This window comes from Pseudomonas sp. LW8, assembly GCF_041956865.1.
Lineage (GTDB): Bacteria > Pseudomonadota > Gammaproteobacteria > Pseudomonadales > Pseudomonadaceae > Aquipseudomonas > Aquipseudomonas siliginis.
Genome location: NZ_CP168138.1, coordinates 2286506 through 2305667, shown reverse-complemented (window position 1 = coordinate 2305667; position 19162 = coordinate 2286506). Strand labels below are relative to the sequence as shown.

14 protein-coding genes and 2 pseudogenes are annotated in these 19162 nt (G+C 59.0%); 9 read left to right on the top strand and 7 right to left on the bottom strand.

Features of this window, described 5'->3' with window-relative positions; genetic code table 11:
* Positions 1–99: 99 nt before the first annotated feature.
* From AB9L16_RS10440 to AB9L16_RS10425, 4 genes and pseudogenes are all read left to right on the top strand, one after another.
* Entirely contained in the window at positions 100–1146 is a 1047-nt protein-coding gene (locus AB9L16_RS10440) for an SDR family oxidoreductase (protein WP_252877939.1), read from the top strand.
* Between the two features lie 58 nt (positions 1147–1204).
* Positions 1205–2513 (top strand): annotated as a pseudogene (locus tag AB9L16_RS10435) (NTP/NDP exchange transporter).
* Between the two features lie 84 nt (positions 2514–2597).
* Complete coding sequence (locus AB9L16_RS10430; protein WP_375123498.1) at positions 2598–3140, top strand: AAA family ATPase; 543 nt, start codon at positions 2598–2600, stop codon at positions 3138–3140.
* Between the two features lie 88 nt (positions 3141–3228).
* Entirely contained in the window at positions 3229–4131 is a 903-nt protein-coding gene (locus AB9L16_RS10425) for a bestrophin family protein (protein WP_024012629.1), read from the top strand.
* Positions 4132–4174: 43 nt separating this feature from the next.
* On the opposite strand, the gene AB9L16_RS10420 is transcribed toward AB9L16_RS10425, so the two are convergent.
* Entirely contained in the window at positions 4175–4474 is a 300-nt protein-coding gene (locus AB9L16_RS10420; protein WP_016774369.1) for a hypothetical protein, read from the bottom strand.
* Positions 4475–4584: 110 nt separating this feature from the next.
* Here AB9L16_RS10420 and AB9L16_RS10415 point away from each other — a divergent pair, with 110 nt between their 5' ends.
* On the top strand, positions 4585–5196 hold the full coding sequence (locus tag AB9L16_RS10415; RefSeq protein ID WP_252887751.1) for a transferase: 612 nt from the start codon (positions 4585–4587) through the stop codon (positions 5194–5196).
* A 118-nt stretch (positions 5197–5314) separates the two neighbouring features.
* Here the strand turns inward: AB9L16_RS10415 and AB9L16_RS10410 are convergent, their stop codons facing one another.
* The 5 genes from AB9L16_RS10410 to AB9L16_RS10390 all read right to left on the bottom strand — a co-directional run bounded on the left by AB9L16_RS10410 (position 5315) and on the right by AB9L16_RS10390 (position 12221).
* Positions 5315–5770 carry a hypothetical protein gene (locus tag AB9L16_RS10410; protein ID WP_375123497.1) on the bottom strand — a complete coding sequence of 152 codons (456 nt, stop codon included), beginning with the start codon at positions 5768–5770 and terminating at the stop codon, positions 5315–5317.
* Positions 5771–5883: 113 nt separating this feature from the next.
* Positions 5884–6987 (bottom strand): tetratricopeptide repeat protein, encoded by a 1104-nt coding sequence (locus AB9L16_RS10405; protein ID WP_122601574.1) that lies wholly within the window; start codon positions 6985–6987, stop codon positions 5884–5886.
* A 160-nt stretch (positions 6988–7147) separates the two neighbouring features.
* The gene (locus tag AB9L16_RS10400; RefSeq protein ID WP_122601573.1) at positions 7148–7441 is read right to left on the bottom strand and encodes a hypothetical protein; all 294 of its coding nucleotides are present in this window, start codon (positions 7439–7441) and stop codon (positions 7148–7150) included.
* 190 nt (positions 7442–7631) lie between these two features.
* Positions 7632–11150: an AAA domain-containing protein gene (locus AB9L16_RS10395; protein ID WP_375123496.1), complete on the bottom strand. Its 3519-nt coding sequence runs from the start codon at positions 11148–11150 to the stop codon at positions 7632–7634.
* Positions 11151–11477: 327 nt separating this feature from the next.
* Positions 11478–12221 (bottom strand): methyltransferase domain-containing protein, encoded by a 744-nt coding sequence (locus tag AB9L16_RS10390; RefSeq protein ID WP_122601571.1) that lies wholly within the window; start codon positions 12219–12221, stop codon positions 11478–11480.
* Between the two features lie 182 nt (positions 12222–12403).
* On the opposite strand from AB9L16_RS10390, the pseudogene AB9L16_RS10385 reads away from it, so the two are divergent.
* The 3 genes and pseudogenes from AB9L16_RS10385 to AB9L16_RS10375 form a co-directional block, all read left to right on the top strand.
* Positions 12404–12820: pseudogene (locus AB9L16_RS10385) on the top strand (GNAT family acetyltransferase); the annotation flags it as partial.
* Positions 12821–12968: 148 nt separating this feature from the next.
* Positions 12969–13952, top strand: a complete 984-nt coding sequence (locus tag AB9L16_RS10380) for a helix-turn-helix transcriptional regulator (RefSeq protein ID WP_375123495.1) — start codon at positions 12969–12971, stop codon at positions 13950–13952.
* A gap of 166 nt (positions 13953–14118) precedes the next feature.
* Positions 14119–15246, top strand: a complete 1128-nt coding sequence (locus tag AB9L16_RS10375) for a mechanosensitive ion channel family protein (RefSeq protein WP_051600421.1) — start codon at positions 14119–14121, stop codon at positions 15244–15246.
* Positions 15247–15282: 36 nt separating this feature from the next.
* Here the strand turns inward: AB9L16_RS10375 and AB9L16_RS10370 are convergent, their stop codons facing one another.
* Positions 15283–17202, bottom strand: a complete 1920-nt coding sequence (locus tag AB9L16_RS10370; protein ID WP_375123494.1) for a tyrosine-protein phosphatase — start codon at positions 17200–17202, stop codon at positions 15283–15285.
* Between the two features lie 338 nt (positions 17203–17540).
* Here AB9L16_RS10370 and AB9L16_RS10365 point away from each other — a divergent pair, with 338 nt between their 5' ends.
* Positions 17541–19079, top strand: coding sequence for a methyltransferase regulatory domain-containing protein (locus AB9L16_RS10365; protein WP_375123493.1), 1539 nt, complete (start codon positions 17541–17543; stop codon positions 19077–19079).
* Positions 19080–19162: the final 83 nt, after the last annotated feature.

The window sequence follows — 19162 nt, the reverse complement described above, 5'->3', positions numbered from 1 at the left end:
CCATCCACAAATGACCGACTTATCCTCGGGCATTCGTACACCGATACTGCTCACTCGCCCCGCCAACCGGGAACCTGTACCGCGAATGAGATTTCCCCAATGAGCCATTCACCCGCTACGCCGAGCAATACTGCGACCCAACGCCTCCTCAAGGCCGCCCGAACGCTGTTCGCCATTTCCGCGATGGCCGGCACACTGGCTGCGCAGGCGACTCCCCGAACGGAGCCGAAGCCGGACTGGTCAACCCACGATATGCCCAGCCAGAAAGGCCGCATCGTGCTGGTGACCGGGGGCACCAGCGGCATGGGCTATGAAGACGCGCTGGCCCTGACCCGAGCCGGTGCCGAGGTGATCATCGCCGCACGCAACGCCGAGCGCGGCCGCGAAGCGATCACGAAGATCAAGCAAGCCGTGCCCGAGGCGCGCGTGCAATTCGAAACGCTGGACCTTGCCAATCTGCAATCGGTGCGCGACCTCGCCAACCGTCTGCAAGGGCGCCTGCCGAGGCTCGACGTGCTGATCAACAATGCCGCGATCATGTCGCCGCCTGTTCGAGGCGTTTCCGCTGATGGCTACGAGATGCAATTGGCGACCAATTACCTGGGGCATTTCGCCTTGACCGGCCTGCTGATGCCCCTGCTACGCAAAAGCGACGATGGTCGGGTGGTCAGCCTGTCGAGCATCGCCGCAGGGCGCGCAACCGTTAATTTTGATGACCTGCAGGCTGAGCGCAGTTACGACCCTTTTGCCAGCTACAGCCAATCGAAACTGGCGGTTCTGAAGTGGAGCATTGAGCTGCAGCAGCGCAGCGATGCCGCCGGTTGGGGAATACGCAGCATCGCCGCTCACCCCGGCGTTGCCGTGACCGAACTGATCGCCCGTGGGCCTGGCCTGGACAGTGAATTCGGCAAACAATGGGCAGTAGAGCGGGACCTGTATCATTCCGCAGCGCAGGGCGCGCTGCCCACGCTGTATGCGGCGACGGCGCTGGAGGCGGTGGGCGGTGCCTACTACGGGCCTACCGGTGATAACGAGAAGCGCGGGCCGCTGGGCTTCGCCAAGATGCCGCCGGCCGCTGCCGATCGCTCGAATTCGGCCACACTGTGGCAACTCTCCGAGCGACTGACCGGCGTCACCTACCGCTGAGCCCGCTGGCACGGGCAGGCTCCGTGCCATTGCCCCGCCACTCCCACAGGAGCGCAACATGGATACGTCTCTTCTCGCCCACCGCGCCGGCGCCATCATCAATGCCGAGGCTCACGAGCTGCGCCCTGCGCTCAATGGCTTTCTGCTGTTCGTTTGCCTGTTCGCCGGCTATTTCATGCTCCGTCCGATCCGCGAATCGATGGGCATCACTGCCGGCGTCGAGAACTTGCAGTGGCTGTTCACCGCGACCTTCCTGGTCATGCTGGCGGCCGTTCCGCTGTTCGCCTGGCTCAGCGCACGCGTGCCGCGCCTGCATTTCGTGGACTGGGTGTACGGATTCTTCTGCTCCAATCTGCTGTTGTTCGCCGCCTTGTTCCTGGGCGAGGAAAGCCCGTGGCTGGCGCGCGTGTTTTACGTGTGGATATCGGTCTACAACCTGTTTGTCGTATCGGTCGCCTGGAGCCTGATGGCCGATGTATTCGACAGTGCCCAGGCCAAACGCCTGTTCGCGTTCATCGCGGCGGGCGCCAGCGTCGGCGGCCTGAGCGGCCCTGCGCTGAGCGCCTTGCTGATCGGTCCGCTGGGCGAGTCCGGCCTGATGCTGCTGGCCGCTGTTCTGCTCGGCGCTGCGATGTGGTTCAAGCGCCAGCTGATGCGCTGGCGTGAACGGGGTGGCGCAGGACGCCCCGATGCCGCGCCGACCGAAAGCCCCCGCAGACCGTTGCCCGGCAATCCGTTCAGCGGTATGACGGCCGTTGTGAAATCACCTTATCTGCTCGGCATCTGCGGCTTTGTGGTGCTGCTGGCGACAGTCTCCACCTTCCTTTACTTCGAGCAGGCACGCGTCGTCGCCGAACACTTCCCGGACCGCGAGGCGCAGGTGCGCGTGTTCGGCATCATCGACTTTGTCGTGCAGGCAGGCGCCCTGCTCTGTCAGCTGTTCATCACTGGACGCCTCGCGCAAAGGCTCGGCGTCGGCGTGCTGTTGGCCATGGTGCCGCTGGTCATGTGCGCGGGGTTTATCGGACTGATCTTCGCGCCCAGTTTTGGCCTGATCGCCGCGCTGATGATCGTGCGCCGCATCGGTGAGTACGCCTTCGTGCGCCCAGGCCGAGATGCTGTTCGCCCCGCTCGATGCCGAAAGCAAGTACAAGGCAAAGAACTTCATCGACACCGTGGTCTACCGCGCCGGCGACGCCATCAGTGCCTGGGCAAAAAGCGCGCTGGACGCCCTCGGCCAGGGTGCAGGCATGGCAGCGCTGGTCGGCGCGTTGTGTGCACTGCTGTGGGGGCTGCTGGGGTGGCGGCTCGGCGAACGGGCGGACCGCCGAGCCAGTGTGGCGGGAGCGCGGCAAAACCCCGCCTAGCGTTCAACGGTCATTGACTGAGACAGGCATTGCCGTAGAATCGCCCGCCCAAAAAATCAGCTTGCAGAGCGAGAAGGAGCTTCGATGCAACGGGTGATGATTGTTGGTCAGCCTGGGTCTGGCAAAAGTACGTTGGCGCGCAGGCTTGGTGAGCGCACGGGGTTGCCGGTCGTGCATATCGACACGATCCATTGGCAGCCAGGCTGGATCGAGCGAAGCCCGGATGAGAAGACCCGACTTTGCCTGGAGGTCGAGGCGCGTGATCGCTGGATATTCGAAGGTGGCCATTCAACCACTTGGGAAAACCGCGCTGCACGAGCAGATCTGCTGATCTGGATCGATCGTTCGCCACCGCTTCGATTCTTGCGCGTCCTGCGTAGAACGCTGCTCAACCACGGTCAGTCTCGGCCCGACTTGCCGGAAAACTGCCCCGAACAGCTGGCGAATCTGCCGGAGTTTCTGAAGTTCATGTGGCGGACGAGAAAAACCTCGCGAGCCAAAATGCGCCAATTCGTGTCAACGGCGCCATCGGTTTGCCGGGTGGTTCATCTGCGGTCGAATCGAGAGACGAGGATTTTTCTCGAAAGCATTCGCCATGCACAGGGCCAGACTTTACAGACTGACTGACGGCTGACCGCTCCACCAGGGAACTGCCGGTGCCAGGTATCGTCCGAGCTTAAGCGTTTAAGCAAACTGCTCGCCACGAGGTTTCCGTTTGAAAGCTGCCATCGTCAAAAAATACCGTCTGATCATCAAGACCTTGGGTTACGTGGGCTGGTCTTTGTTCTGGTTGCTGCTCTGGGACATCGCCGTCACCGTCGACTTCATGCTGTTTCTCAACGCCAAGCTGAACCTGCCGCTGATGCCGCTGACGTTGCTCGGTTCGGCGTTGATCGTGTTGATCAGTTTTCGCAACAGCAGCGCTTACAACCGCTGGTGGGAAGCGCGGACGCTGTGGGGATCGATGATCAACAATTCCCGCAGCTTTGCCAGGCAGGTGCTGACGCTGCTGGACGACGCTGGTGGCGAGGTGAATCCGGTCAAATCCACGCTGTTGCGCCGCCACGTCGCTTACGTGAATTGCCTCGCGGCGCACCTACAGGGCCAGCCATGTCCCGACGAGGTGCGGGCGTTTATTCCCGCCGAAGAATTCGCCCGCAGTGGCACAACCAATAACTTTGCGAACGATATTCTCACCGGCTCGGCGACTTTGCTCGCTCGCGAATACAAGGCCGGGCACCTGGACAGTATTCGCCTGGCGCGGCTCGAGTCGACGCTGGTGGATCTGTCCAACAGCCAAGGCGGCATGGAGCGGATCGCCAATACCCCGCTGCCCTACCCTTATGTGTATTTCCCACGGTTGTTCATTTCGCTGTTCTGCCTGATCGTCCCGATAGGTCTGGTGGAATCCCTCGGTTGGTTCACGCCGCTGGCGTCGACCGTGGTCGGGTTCATGCTGCTGGCCATCGAACGCATCGGCACCGATCTGCAGAGTCCGTTCCGCCACAGCGAACACCAGATTCAAATGGAAGCGCTGTGCGAAACCATCGAAAAGAATTTGCAATCGATGCAGCGTGATTCCTTGGGGGATGTACGCAGGGTTGAGGAGCCCGCTTGAGGCGCTGCTTAAGCAGCAGCGCTTTTCATCAGATGCGCAGTGACTATTGACGCGTGTCCGCCGCCTCGGCCGGGTAAAACTCGCCCTGCTTGCCCATTTCTTCGAGTCGTTCGCGCGCTACCGCCTCAACACGTGCCACTGCGTCTCGATCGTCAGGGTCAACCAACTGCAAGCACAGGCGTCGGACATTCTGATCATGGGTTCCCTCGCTGAGCATTTCGTGGGTGAAGACTTGTTCAGCACGCCATAGGCATAACTGGGTATGGGTCCCGCCGAGCCATATCTCGTTGATTGAGCCAAGATCAGTGGTTGCCAGTTGATCCACGGTGATTGTCTTATCCATTGCGCCGTACCTTGAAAATGCTTGTACAGGTACGACTGGCAGGCATAGCGAGTCGTTCAAGTCGTCGACAGTCCACCCACGCCCCACTCTCACTTGTGCGGAAGATTCTTATGAAATCGCCAAAAATCGAAGATTACATCGCTCAATGGCCATTACTGGGCGTGGACTCCGCTGCCCCTTGGTCAGTGGTTCAGGGTTGCGAGAGCCGGATTCTGAAATTGCTTGAAACGCTCGGCCCGGGATACCGGCGCCACGACTATTGTGCGATTCATGAAACCGCCATCGTTGAGCAAGGCGCCGTTCTCAAAGGCGCAATCATCATCGGCGCGGGCTGTTTCGTAGCAGCGGGCGCTTACCTCCGTGGAGGCGTTTACCTGGGCAGAAACTGCATCGTTGGCCCCAGCTGTGAGCTGAAAAGCACCTTCATGCTCGATGGCAGCAAGCTTGCCCACTTCAACTTCGTCGGCGACTCATTGATTGGCGAAGCGGTCAATATTGAAGCCGGCGCGATCATCGCCAACTACCGTAACGAACTGGACGGAGCCGATATCAAGATCCGCCACGAAAATCGGGTGATCGAAACAGGCGTCAGCAAATTCGGAGCGCTAGTGGGTGATGGCTGCAAGATTGGCGCAAACGCTGTGATTGCTCCTGGCGCTTTGTTGCGGCCCGATACGCGTGTTCCTCGCTTGGGATTGATTGATCAGTTTGCTTACGATTAAAACGAAATGTGTACTCCGGAATCGAATCGCCGTCGCGCAGGGCTGCCCAACTCAGCAAATCTCCCATACGAAAAAGCCCGCAAAGCGGGCTTCTTCAGGCATCGACCAAGCATGCCGCTTACTTGTTCCTCGACAACACATAAGTCTCACCGCCCTTGCGGTCATGCTGAAGAATGAAGTTGTTGTCCTGAATACGCACCTTCGACGGCACACGATCAGCGACCGGCGTTTGCGAGTAAATCTGCGCGGCACTCAGCAATTGACGGGTCAGGCTGTCATCCGACTGACTGGCAGTGGCGACGACGCATTCCTTTTCGGAGAGTTGCACGGAAAGATTTTTGTCTGCGGTGAAGCCGATGCGCGTGAAGCCCATGTCCACAAGCTCGGTAATGCCGTTCCTCTTGGCCGCTTCAGCCGAGCCGGCGAACGACGGGGCGGTTTTCAGACAAATGTCGATAAAAGCTTCAATGGCTTTGGAGGTGACAGGTGTCGGTGCGGATGGCGTTGCGGTGGTGCAGCTGGCGAGCACGAACAGGCTGGACAAAGCCAGTGTGCGGAACAACGTATTGGACATGACGCGGGAATCCTTCCATTTGAAATTCGCAATGCAGCCGTCTGGCTGAAACCGCCGGGCCGGGCGGCGTGCATGATAAATGAAAAACGCGATACTAGGCCCACCCCTGCAGCTTACTGTTCGCTTGTCAGATCACCTTTGAGTCCCATGAGACCCGGCGGGCTTGAATAGAGGTTCTCCAGAGCCGATATCTCAGCCAGTTGCTGCGGCGAAAGTGTTTTCTCTTCTTTCTCAAGCTGCTCGCGCATGGGGTCTGCAATATCGCTCGGCAGCGACTGTTTAAGCGCCACACGCAACAATCCGCAAGCCTTGAGCTTGTTACGCTGGACGCCCTGCCCATTATCCAGATGAACGGCGAGGGCAATCTGCGCCATAGCGTTTCCTTGAATGGCCGCCTGCAACAGCCAGTGATTGGCAAGTGGATAGTTCACGGGTACATCACCGCCACTGCTGTAGAGATAGCCGAGGACATACTGGGCGTTGACCCGGCCCTGATCGGCGGCACGGGTATACCAACGCAATGCGGTGGGTACGTCTTTCGGGATACCGGTGCCTTCTAAAGTGACCGCTCCCAATAATTCAAATGCAAGGCTATCGCCAGCATTGGCCGCTTGGGTGAACAATGTCACGGCGTGTTGAGGGTCGGCTGGAATTCCTTTACCGGAAAAATAGAGTGTGCCTAATAGAGTCAGAGCCTCGGCATCTCCATGATCGGCTGCCTTGCTAGCCCATTTGAACGCCTGTTGGTCGTTTGCCTCAACGCCGTAACCTTTGTCATAAAAGATAGCGAGTTGTCGTTGAGCTTTGGTATGACCTTGTTCTGCTGCCTTGCTGAACCATTGCGTGCCTTGGACAAAATCACTGGCCACCTCTCCACCCGCGACGCTTGCAACCCCCATGTAATATTGTGCGTCGGCGTATCCCTGATCGGCCGACTCAGTTATCCAATGCATACCTTTGGGTCGATCAACTTCGACGCCTCGACCGTAGTATTGAATGATGCCAATCTTGTATTGCGCGACAGGGTCGCCTTTTTCTGCAGCGCTCAAGTACCAGTCTGCGGCTTTGCCAGGGTTGCGGCTGACTATCAGCCCCTCCTCATAAGCTGAGGCGATCAAGACAGGAAGGCTATAAGGGCTCCGCCATAGTGCGATCACGAAGGTAACAAGAAGAAAGGCCAAGAGGCTGAGGCATAGAGGAATCGAGAACTTGCGCAATTTTGAATCCGTTCATGAATGGGAGGACAACGCTTGGGGCCGAGTCGCCCGACAGGTTATCGCCAGGTTTCATGCTCGCTGAAGGGCAAATCTACAAAAGAGCTCGTGCACACAGTGGGTTACCGCAGGTTCGCAGATTCGCAGATTCGCCTGCCAAGGCTCACTCATAGAATTTGCCAGCTAACAGAATGGATGCACACCGCTGCCATATATTTGTTTCTGAAATGCTCGGAGAATTCCGAGCACTGTCGGTTGCCCAAGCAGCTGCTGCTTCGAGAAAAGTATCAACAGAACCATTTTCCCACTGCGAAACGCCCAACTCATCGCGCTTTAATAGCGTCACATTATCTAGCAAGGGTTGACTGGCAAAATCCGAACCCAGAGCATCGATGAATGCGATGAACGATTGCTCGTCGTTCACACGCTCCAGTAGCTCATCGAGATCAATCGACATATAAAGACATTCCGCTGCGGCATAATCGAATGAGAGATTCGCCGCGATTTTGTTCCGCGAAAGGAAAAAGAGTCAACTTCTATAACGGGGCACGTCGGGGCTGAAGTGGTTTGCGAGCGACAGCTTCCGGCCGAAAGCTGCCCTTCACGGATGGCAGATTTCGGCCAGTAGCGGACGCCTATGTCGAGCGCTAAGCTGACGTTGCTCTCTTCGGAATGGAGGTCACCCGTTGCGCTAAACTAGCGCGGTTGATTGCAAGTTCGCCGCTTACATCAGGGCCGCGATAGACCATGGAAGTTTCATGGTGCACATAGTCGCCATAGCGCTGCGCACTCAGCCAATTGAACGAGCCGATACACAGTAACTCCTCATCGGCCATAACTATCTTGCTGTGCACCTTGTTAACCACGCACACCTGAACATCCCGCATTCTCAGCGCTGCAATCGCGCCTTCGAATTCGACGACTTTCTCAGGATCGCCCTCCGGCTTGGCGCGCTTGATGCCAGTGTTGAACCCAAGGTCGGTATACACCACCACTTGGACGCCGCGCTGAACGGCGTTACCCATGATTTCCATCGCGCCGCTTTCCAGCATCCATCGCAGTCTGACCCAAGGCGTTACGATCTGAACCTGCTGGCGAGCCGCTTCAAGCGTCTGCATCAGAAACCGATCATGCTCTTCAACTTCATGCAGGTGGCTCAATCCTGTACGCGCTGTTTGTAAGTCATCTCTGGGTTGATACTCGAAAATCAGCTCGTTCGTCGAATCTGTAAACAGAAACTTGGTTAAAAGTCCGCGCGGCTTGCTTATCGGCACCTGGCTGAACAGGTCCATGTCGCCAAACACCAGGAAACTGTCCTTGGCCCGAGAAACGGCAACGTTCAGCATGCTGTCCTTGCGATCGATAAATTCGCCATCGGCATGTTTGGAATAGACCGCAGAGAAAATCACCACCGGCCGCTCCGCGCCCTGAAAGGAATGAACCGTACCGACAGTCATCTCGCCATCGCCTTTACCGGTCTTGATGCCCAGTGCTGTGCAGGCCTTGACGATCGCCTGCGTCTGCGCGCCGAACGGCGTGATCACGCCGAGAATTTCCCACAGTTCCTTCTTGTAGCGCTTTGTCAGCTCGGCTCCATTCGCTTGAATCCACGCAGCGATCGTCTGCGCTTCCAAGAGGTTATGACGGCTACCGCCATTGCTCTTCTGGCACACTCCATCAATATGCAGGTAGCCCAGCCCCGGCAAACCATCTTCCAGTTTTCGCCCGCGCCGCGGCTGTAGCTTGCCCTTGTAGCAAAGGGCATTGCAGTATTCGATTATCGAGTCGTAGCAGCGACGGTGCTCATACAGATACATGCCTCGGGCGAGGTCGTGATCGTAGTGGTACCGACTGGTCGCCTGGGCGATAGCCATGACGCTGCCGTTGGCCGCGCTACGGCCGCTATCGCAAAAGGCGGCATAGTCATCATCGACCTTGTCGCGCGATAGCAGACCGGCGCCCATCAGGTTGCCGATATCGACCGCGGCCGGAATCGACCAGATCGGTTCGATCTGCTGAGTATCGCCGATTACCAACGCTTGCTTGGCGAGCGCGAACGACGGCGCGGCGACTTCGGGAAGGACTTGGCCAGCTTCGTCGACGATCAGTAGATCAATGAAGTTCAGCGCGTAGTCGTCGACGAAGCCGTTACCATCGTGCCGCTTGCAGTGCAGCTCCTTGGGCAGCCTGAAAAAGGTGGCCACAACGCAGGGCGTGAGCTTCATCCACCGCCGCCAGTTTTTCTCCAGGGTCTTGCGGCCGTTTTTGCCGCGGCTCTTGAGGATCTCTGGCAGGCTTTCGGCGACTTCCATAAGCCAACGACCTTCCCAATAATGGGTAGTCAGCAGGAAGATTTCGAAACGCAGGGAAGTGTCCGCCCACCTGTCGCAGTCGTTGAGAGTCACTTGGGCAGCAGGCCTGTCGGTAAGGGTAGGCAGAACAGCAATCACGGCCTGCCAATTCAATACGTGACGTTGCTCCGCTTGCAGCAATTGCCGGGCCTGCTGCAATCGGGCCACGACGACTTCCTGGGCCTTGCTGGCTTGAGCCACGGAGGCCGTCAACCGGGTCTCGATTTCGCTGATACTGGCGGCGTTTTGCAGCTCGGTGCTAGCCTCATCGAAATGTAATTTCGCCAAACGCAGACGTTTGCCAGCGACCGGGCCAAACCAGCCGAACAGTGTGTAGATCCACGGCTCATGGGCCAGGTAGTGTTTGAAAACCTTCAGACGTGCTTGCGCGTTCGCAAGCTCTTCGGCGTGGTTGAGGCGTTGTGCCTCAAGACGCGCAATGCCTGCATGTGGATCATCGCCCAGCAGTGTCCGGATGGCTTCGCGGGCGCCGACCAGTTCGGCCCAGGCGTACTCGATATCGGTGAGTTGCTGCTGGCGCGAACGGATCGCGACCTGGAGCTGCTTGACCGCGCCCTGGACGCTCAGGCTCCGATCATGGGGGAAGGCGATGGTGGCGCGGGCCAGGTAGGCCTGTTGCGCCTTGTACAGATAGGACTGCGACTCAAGCTCGGTAAAAAAGCTTTTGGTCTGGTAGGTGCGGGCCATTTCCGCCTCGGTCGAAGACTTGGGAAAGTAAGCGCCGAAGCTGTTGATATCGGGCAGCCAGCGCCCCGCAAAAGGACCGCTCCCCTCTGAGAAGTCCTTGCCGAACGCTTTGATGATGTTGGTCACGGCTTGGTTGTTGGTGGAACTTGCCACAATCACCGGAGGCTCGCCACCGGCCAATGCGGCCTTGGCCCAGAGCGAGGCGACGACCGAAAGCAGCAAGGTGGTTTTACCGGTACCCGGCGGCCCGTTGACGGCCAGCACATCCCCCACATCCGCGACGAGAACATGAGCCAAGCCATCACGTTGGGCGGGCGTCAGGGCATATTCGTCTCCAGCATGGCCCAATCGCACGGCAAACTGGCTGTTGGCGGGCAAGCAAACTTCGTCAGGGCTGGAATCGCGCTGAGCGAAGCGGTCGAATAATGGTGCGTCGGGCTTGCTGTCGCGCAAGTGGTCGTAGAGGCCGACGATATTGCGACTGAAGCCGTCAGCTTTCTCTTCCTTGAACAAATAGCAGAAGTTCACCAGGTCGAAGCCATCCTCTGCCCCCTCCCAACCGCTGGTGACCTTGCGGAACATTTCCATGCAGAAATGGACATAGGCATTCCACTTGTCCCGGTGCTGGTCTGCGGTCAGCTCTTCACCCTCGGCGGATGGAGCGAACAGCGGCACATCTTCGGTGGACAAAAACGCATCCACGTCGACTTGGGCACCGATGACGAAATTATCGCGGTCCAGCGGTTCGAGAATATCGCGGGGCATCAGGGTTTGCGATGTCGGATAAAGACGACCATCGCGGGCGACCAACACTCGACATACAACTGGAGTGATGAACGCCGGAAGTCCGTTTCGGGCTTTGCGGTGCTCCAGGCGAGACTTGTAAACCAAGGGCCGCAGGGTGATCTCTACACAGGCTGATTCAGCGGTTTCGTTGGCGAATAAGAGACTCACCTGCTCTGCCGGCACACACCCTGAGAATAAGGCCTCGATGGGTAAAGCGGTGAGCTTTCGGGCTTGGCTGGTGGACAAGGCGCCGTTGCCATTTTCGGCGTCGGCCAGGCAATTTCGCCAGTAGTTCGCGAGTTTGAAGGAGTTGTCGTTCATCGTCCTGATTCAATGCGGACCGTGACTCACTGTGACGGTCGATGGATGGGTAATTAGGGCGAGGGTAGCGTGTTGGGTGAGGAATGGCCAACCAGGACATGCTGCGCACCGCGATGCTCCAGAACTGACATCGGCGTAAATGTGGAGGACCAACCAGAATACTCACGCCACACAAGTCCAATTCCATCGAGGATCGCATCTTGAGACTGCCTGTTAGTTCATGAATTAGACCCAAGTGCGGTAGACCGGCCCGTAATGACCGCGACATTAGACGTCAGGTTAGTATCGATGAATGGCGCCTCCCCTTCGTATCCGCCTCTCAAAACGTCAATTTTTCCGAGCCCAACTCCCAAACATCACATCACCGACGTAGATACCCGAAGAAGCTGAACGCTCCTGATCCAGACGCGCCTGCAACGTTTCAATGTCCACCTCTTCTGCATTGGCTACTCCTAATGCAATGATTCGTGGCAAGCATGCTCGAACGATGGCGCCAAGGCTGTACGGCGCATCAGGCGTTTGTATCAGGCACTCAGCGCGCACGCTTTCAACGGTCAAGCCGGCCTGAGTGAAAATGCCGTGCAGGTTGAACCCGATGTGCAAATCCGCTCCTTCGTGAGCAAGCATTTGCTGTAACCAACGTTGCGCTTTTTCATGCAAAGGGAAAGGCTCGACGCTGGCGGGCGCCATCGTCGTATCGTGTTCCTGGAAGATCATGATCCCACCGGGACGCAGACACTGCGACAGCGCTCGGATTGTCGCCACCGCATCCGGTTGATACATCAGGACGCGCCTGCCGACGATGGCGTCAAAAGTGCCGATAGAGTCTGGCAACTCCTGCAGGTCTCCCTCGAGAAAGGTCAGCGCATGTCCTGCGGTGCGCTGGCGTGCAAAGGCAATGGCAGCGGCATCGTGATCAACGCCGATGATCTCCCCGTCTCTTCCCACGAGATCACACAGCAAAAACGAAACATCACCCGAACCGCAACCTACGTCCAGGATTCGCATCCCTTCTCCAATGCCCGCATCGATCAGCAAGCGTGTGGTGAAGTCGAGTCGGTTGAGCGGCATTATCAAATTCCCTGAGTTTTCCAAAAAAAATCATTTATGGACTGCTGTCTCTTGCCGCATAGGATGACCGCTTTTGGCCAAAAAGAGACAGTGGACATTATCTACGCCAAGAAGCTAGCGTCAGACCCTTTCAATTCGAGGACGACACCATGAATGCTATCGCCGACTACTAAAATGAAAACCATCGCCGCTACGTCGTGGAGCTCTGGGAAACAGTGTTCGGTTACGAAACCCCGCATAACACCCCCAGCCTGGCTATCGATAAAAAACTGGCCGCAGCCGATGGCCTTTTCTATGTGGCCCTGTCAGGACAAGAAGTCGTTGGCACCGTTCTCGCCGGATATGACGGCCATCGCGGATGGTTGTACTCGGTGACGGTGCACCCTTCGCACCGCAGAAAAGGCATAGGGATGAATCTGGTCCGTCATGCAGAGGGCGCGCTGACCGCGCGCGGCTGTATGAAAATCAACCTGCAAATCTTCAGCTCAAATGAAAATGTCAAAACCTTCTACGAGTCTCTGGGCTACTTGATCGAGCCGCGAATCAGTATGGGCAAAAAGATCGAGTCAAATATCGAGATTCCGGGAGAGCAGGTTTGATCAACGTCCGTTTCGGGTAGGAAGCGACCATTGATGAAGGTGTGCTTTTGGCCGAAAGCGGAAGATGCTCCAAAGCCCTGTCACCAGAAAGTCATGCCAATTTCCTAATCTTCATCCCTCCCGTCGCCCCAAGAGCCCGCATTCCAAAATGCCGCCCATCACCGCCACCTCCCCACCCCGCCAAAAAATCATCCTGCGCTCCGACAACCTCACCTCTTCCGACTTCGGCGCCCTGTTCTCCAGGCTCTTCGGCAACCGCTACGCCGATACTCCGCCGCCACCTTCCAACATCATCATCGGCGGGGTCTACGGGCGGCACGACGGGGTGAGTTTTCGGCGTATGCATTACCACGGCGATTTCAGCGTCGCCCTCCCCGACCCGCAGAACGAAATCACCTTCGTCATCCCCACCGCCGGCAAGATAGTTTTCAACCACGCCACCGAGTCCATCGGCATGGAGCATGTCGGTCTGGCAATCGACAAGGCGGATATCCGTTCGATGCGCTTTGTTGATGATCACGCGCACCACGGGATTTCGATCAATCGTCAGCAGCTCACCGAGCGGTTGTCGGCGCTGCTGGAGAAACCGGTCGTGCAGAAGATCGTGTTTGAGCCAAGCGTGGATCTGAATACCCCGGCATTTCAGGGCCTCAAGGCGTTGATCGATCTGGCCACAGGCACTGAGTTCGATGCCTTGATCAACAGCGGCACGCTGATGCCGTCACGGTTGCGCGAGATGTTGATCGATGCGGTGCTGGAGGCGTGGCCGCACAATTTCACCGACGCATTACGGGGGCCGGCGCCGTGCGTGGCGCCGCGACATGTGAAGGTGGCGATGGAGTTTATTCAGGCGCATCCGCAGCAGTTGGTCAGTGGCGTGGATCTGGCGCGGTTGAGCCATGTCAGCCAGCGCGCGTTGCAGGAAGGCTTTCGGCGTTTTGTCGGGATGTCGATCGTGGCGTATCAGCGGCAAGTGCGTTTGCAGCGGGCGTATGAGGCGTTGGCGCGCGGGCATGCAAGCTCTGTGACGGAGGTGGCGTTGCGTTTTGGCTTCAGCAATGTCGGGCGCTTTTGTCAGTATTTTCAAAGCGCTTACGGCGTAAGCCCAGCGGAGTTGAAGGCCAGGTGTTGACCATTCGGTCCGGCGAAACCTGCATTTGATTGAACAGCAGGAATCTCAGGGCGACTAACCCCAGACAGGTCGTTTGACGGCACCACCGATTCAAGCGGCGTTTACCTGGCTGCGACCGACGGTGCCTTTCTGCGCGCGTCGGTGCAGGCTTCGCAAGGGGGTTTCCATGACCGAGGATTTCATCGGCTTTTTCACGGCTCACACGATTTTAGGCATTTCACTGGCGAACTGGGTGCTGGCGTTCCTCGCCGCGACACTCAGTTATCTGCTGACCACCACGGCGATCCGTTTCGTTTTCCGCAAGGTGCAGGCGCGGGCCAGCGCCGGCAACGGGCATCTGACCTACATGGCCAGCGAAGTGCTGGCGGCGACCAGCACCACGTTGCTGCTGTTGGCATCGATTCTGGTCGGCATCGGCTTGCTGGATTTGCCGGAGCGCTGGCTCGGGCGGGTCAGCAGTTTATGGTTCGTGGTGGCGGCGTTGCAGGTCGGCCTGTGGACCAACCGCGCGCTGGCGCTGGGGTTGCATCGTTATTTCTCGCGGCATAACGCGACCGGCACTTTTCAGGCGAGCGCATTGGCGACCCTGAGCCTGTGGGGCGTCAAGGTATTGCTGTGGGCGGTGATTCTGCTGGCGATGCTGTCGAACCTGGGCGTGAACATCACTGCATTCGTCGCCAGCCTCGGTGTCGGCGGTATCGCGGTGGCGCTGGCGGTGCAGAACATTCTCGGCGACGTGTTCGCCTCGCTGTCGATTGCCGTCGACAAGCCGTTTGAGGTGGGCGATTTCATCGTCGTCGGCACGCTGGCCGGTACGGTCGAGCACGTCGGCCTGAAGACCACGCGCATCCGCAGTCTCGGCGGTGAGCAGATTGTCATGGCCAACGCCGACATGATCGGCAGCACCATTCAGAACTACAAACGCTTGCAGGAGCGTCGAGTGGTGTTCGAGTTTCGTCTGACATACGAGTGCACCAGCGAACAGATCCGCCAGATCACCCAACGCGTTGAAAGCATCATCAAGAACGAAAAACAGGCACGCTTCGACCGCTGCCATTTCCGCAGTTTTGGTGAGAGCGCGCTGGAATTCGAGACGGTGTACATCGTTCTGGACGCCAGCTACAACGTCTACATGGACGTGCAGCAACGCATCAACCTAGCAATCATGGAAGCGGTGGCCGAGCTGGACGCGACGTTCGCCTTCCCGGCGCGCACCGTGCATGTCGCCTCGCTGCCCGAACCCAGCGCGCAGCCGGCACGCACACCGCAACCTTCGCGTGCGCAGCATGCTTGAGCGCAAGAGCCCGGCAATTTGCCGGGCTCGCTGTGTTCAAAATGCGTAACTGGCCTTGAGTCCGCCATTGAAACCATGACTGTCACCGCCACCGTTGGCCCCGACCTCAGCGCCCACACTCAGGGCGCCGAGGTTGGCCATCAGATTAACGCCGCCGCTGAACTGGTCGCGATTGTCGAACGCCGCGCGCTGCTCGATATCCAACCCCAGCAGGTGACCTTCGCTGTCGACTTGCTGATCGCCGAGCGCACGTTCATAGCCCACGCGAACACCCGGGACCAACTGCCACGCACCCATGGTCACTGGGGCAAATGACACGTCGAGATTAGCCACCGCGCTGCGGCGGGTCTGCTTGATGCCATCGACGTCGAGCGCCAGCTCACTGCCCTTCTCTTTGAAACCCTGCAAGTCGAGATGACTGAGGCGAAAGCCCAGGCTCGGTTCGACAATCACGCTGCTCAACGGCAGGCGATAACCCAACGCCACGGTCGCGCCGGTGAGATTGCCGTGAGTGTCGCCCTTGGCAGTGCCGAGACCACCGCCGAGCTCGCGTTTGCTGTCGTAGTCGACGTAACCGGCGCTGGCGTTGGCATCGACAAACATGCCGCGCTCAAGGCTGGTGAGGCCGTAACGCGCACCGAGGTTGAGGAAGGTGAAGTCAGTATCGGCCTCGCCACCCGCGCCGCCCACGCTGCCCTTGCTGTAGCCAAAGCCGCCGCGTGCGCTGAGTTGTTCGCTGAAGCGCTGGGTAATGCCGAGCATCAGGCCCTGGCTGTGTTCGTTGCTGCTCTCGGCATGGGTCGAGCCGTCAGTGCCGAGGTAGCCGGCAAGCGCGGTACTCCAGAGGCGGTATTGGCCGACCTTCAAATCGCTGCCACTGGCGAACGGCGCGGCGGCTTGTTCGATCATCGCGTTCTGCCGCAAGAGATAGCTGGCTGCATCAGCGTGGACCTGTCCGCCGACTTGAGATTCGACACCGCCCAGACTGCCGGCGTCGATCGCCGATTGCAGGTAGTAGTTGTAGGCGCTGTAGGTGCCGGACAGCTCGGAGTTCTGCAACTGCCGCAGCAATTCGGCACCAGCGGCGGCATTGCCGATCAGCCCGGCCTGCCCCGGCAAGCTGCTGTACTCGACCAGTTTGCCGCGCAATACGTAAATGGTTTCCTGGGACAGACCGAGGCCCTGCTTGAGGTAGTTGTCCATGCTGCCGTACTCGGCGGCGACCTGGTCGAGACCGGCCTGCAAATAACTGGCCTGCACGCCGAGCAGCGGCTCGTAGACAGCGGCCATGCTCGGCGGCAAGGCTTTCAAGGTCGCGGCAACTCGGGCGGCGGTGTAGTCGTTGGTCGCCAGGTAGTTGGCCATGATCGTCGCCTCATCGACGCCAGCGATGCTCTGCAACACGGCGGCGGTCCAGCCGGTGCGGTCCTTGCCGGCGGTGCAGTGAAACAACTGCGCAGCGTCGACACTGGCCAACTCATTGAACAACTGGCCGAACTGCCCGCGCATGCCGGCATCGCTGACGAAGGCGCGGTTGGTTTCCTCCATCATCGCAACGGCCTCGGCGGCGCTGTGGAAGGAGATATTGGTGATGTCCGCACCCGAGGTGGTGCTGCCGATGATGTCGATATTGCGGTATGCCGCGCCCGTGATCATCGTGTCAGGCGTGGCGGCAATTTCGCTGGGCGTGCGCAAGTCGTAAATGGCTTTGATGCCGAGCCCATTGAGCGTCGCCAGATCCGCCGCCGACGGCGTCAATGCGTTGGAGCGGTAGAACACGCCGCTGCGCATAACGCCGTCGTGGGCGGTGGAGTACGCAGTGGTGATGCCGGCGATGTCGCGAAAGTTGTCGATGCCGGACAAGCGCGGCGTGTCGAGGGTGACAGGCTCGGCCGCGTGGGCAGCGGCAATGGACAGACTCAGAACGGACAGCGAACACAGAAGACGTTGGAACACAGTGCAGCCTCATGAAATCAGCGTTGGGCTGGTCACTATGGGCAGGCGAGAGGGAAGGAATATGACAGTTTCGGCAGGCGACAAAATGCCTGCGCGAATGGGCCGTGGGGTGCGTGATCGGTCCATCAATCCTGCTTGAATGTGTTGAAGATCCCTGTGGCAGCGAGCCTGCTCATGAAAGCGGCGTGTCAGCCGATTATATTCAAACTGAAAAAAAGCTTTCGCGAGCAGGCTCGCTCCCACAGGGTTTGGGGAAGTATCCGTTTTTTCAATTTGTCGCGCGCAATGCCAACCCCTTATAAGACTGCCATCACTTTCAAGAACAAGAGGCTGTACCCATGAGCAACGCCTGGAACGAAGGTTATTTCACCGACGAAGGCTACACCTACAGCTATAGCCGGGAGATCAATCCGGTGTTCCTGCGTTACTGCCTGTTGTTGCGTGGGTTCGCCACACTGGAAAGCAACGACGGCGTGCACTGCGAACTGGGCTTCGGTCAGGGCGTGTCGATCAACATCCACGCCACCGCCAACCCGGGTTCGTTTGTCGGTACGGACTTTCACCCGGGTATGGCAGCCCATGCCATCGACCTCGCGACTGCCGCCAACAATGGCGCCCGCCTGTACGACGACAGTTTCGAACAGTTGATGGCGCGCAATGACCTGCCGCAGTTCGACAGCATCAGCCTGCACGGTATCTGGACCTGGGTCAGCCGCGACAACCAGAAGCTGATCGTCGAATTCGCCCGCCGTCACCTGAAACCGGGCGGCATGCTCTACGTCAGCTACAACTGCTTCCCCGGCTGGTCGCCGTCGGCGCCGCTGCGCAATCTGTTCAGCCTGCATGACCGTTTCGCCAATGCCTCGGCGCGCTCCGATGAGCGTATTGACGCCGCACTGGAGTTTTCCGAAGCGTTGCTCGCGGCCAATCCGAAGTATGCCGCTGCGGCGCCGAGTCTCGGCGCGCGGCTGCAGAGCATCAAGGGCCAGGATCGTCACTACGTCGCCCACGAGTATTTCAACCGTGACTGGAATTGCATGTACTTCGCCGACATGGTCGACGCGCTGGCCCCGGCCAAACTCGACTACGCCACCACGGCAGTGCCGCTGGACTCGGTCGACCCGCTCAACCTGAGCGCCGAAGGCATGGACTTTCTGGAAACCATCGAACACCCGATCATGCGCGAGCAAGCGCGGGACTACTTCGTCAACCAGCACTTCCGCCGCGACCTGTACGTGCGTGGCGCGACGCGCCTGTCCGCTGCCGAACGCCGCGCGAGGATGCTGCACAGCCGTTTCGTGCTGCTGCAACCCTGGGAAACCGTGGCGGGCTCGGTCAGTGGTCCCGCCGGCGAAGCGACGCTGCAACCGGAGATTTACGGCCCGGTGCTCGATGCACTGGCGGCACAGAACTATGCGGCCAAATCGATGCGCCAATTGCTGTCCGAGGCTGCGCTGGCTTACGACGACCTCGAACAAGCCCTGGCCGTGCTGATCGGTATGGGCGCTGTCGCTCCGTGCCAGAGCGAGGCCGCCGAGTCGCAGGTCAGCGGTCGCTGCGCCGCGCTCAATCTGCAACTGTGCAAACGCTCGCTGTACGGCGCCAACATCCAGACCCTGGCCAGCCCGGTCACTGGCGGTGGCGTGACGGTCAGCCGCTTCCAGCAGTTGTTCCTGATTTCGATCAAGCAAGGCAAACAGCAGCCAGCCGAGTGGGCGCAACTGGCGTGGAGTGTGATCAGCGAACAAGGTGAAGTGCTGGTAGAGAACGGCCAGCCGCTGCTCACTGCCGAAGCCAACATTGCGGCCCTGACCGCACAGGCGCAGGTCTTCGCCGAGCAGACGCTGGTGGTGCTGAGGGCGTTGAAGATCGCTTGATTGCCAACGAACCATTGTGGGAGCGAGCCTGCTCGCGAAAGCGCTGGATCAGCCGCCAAATCGGTGACTGACGTACCGCATTC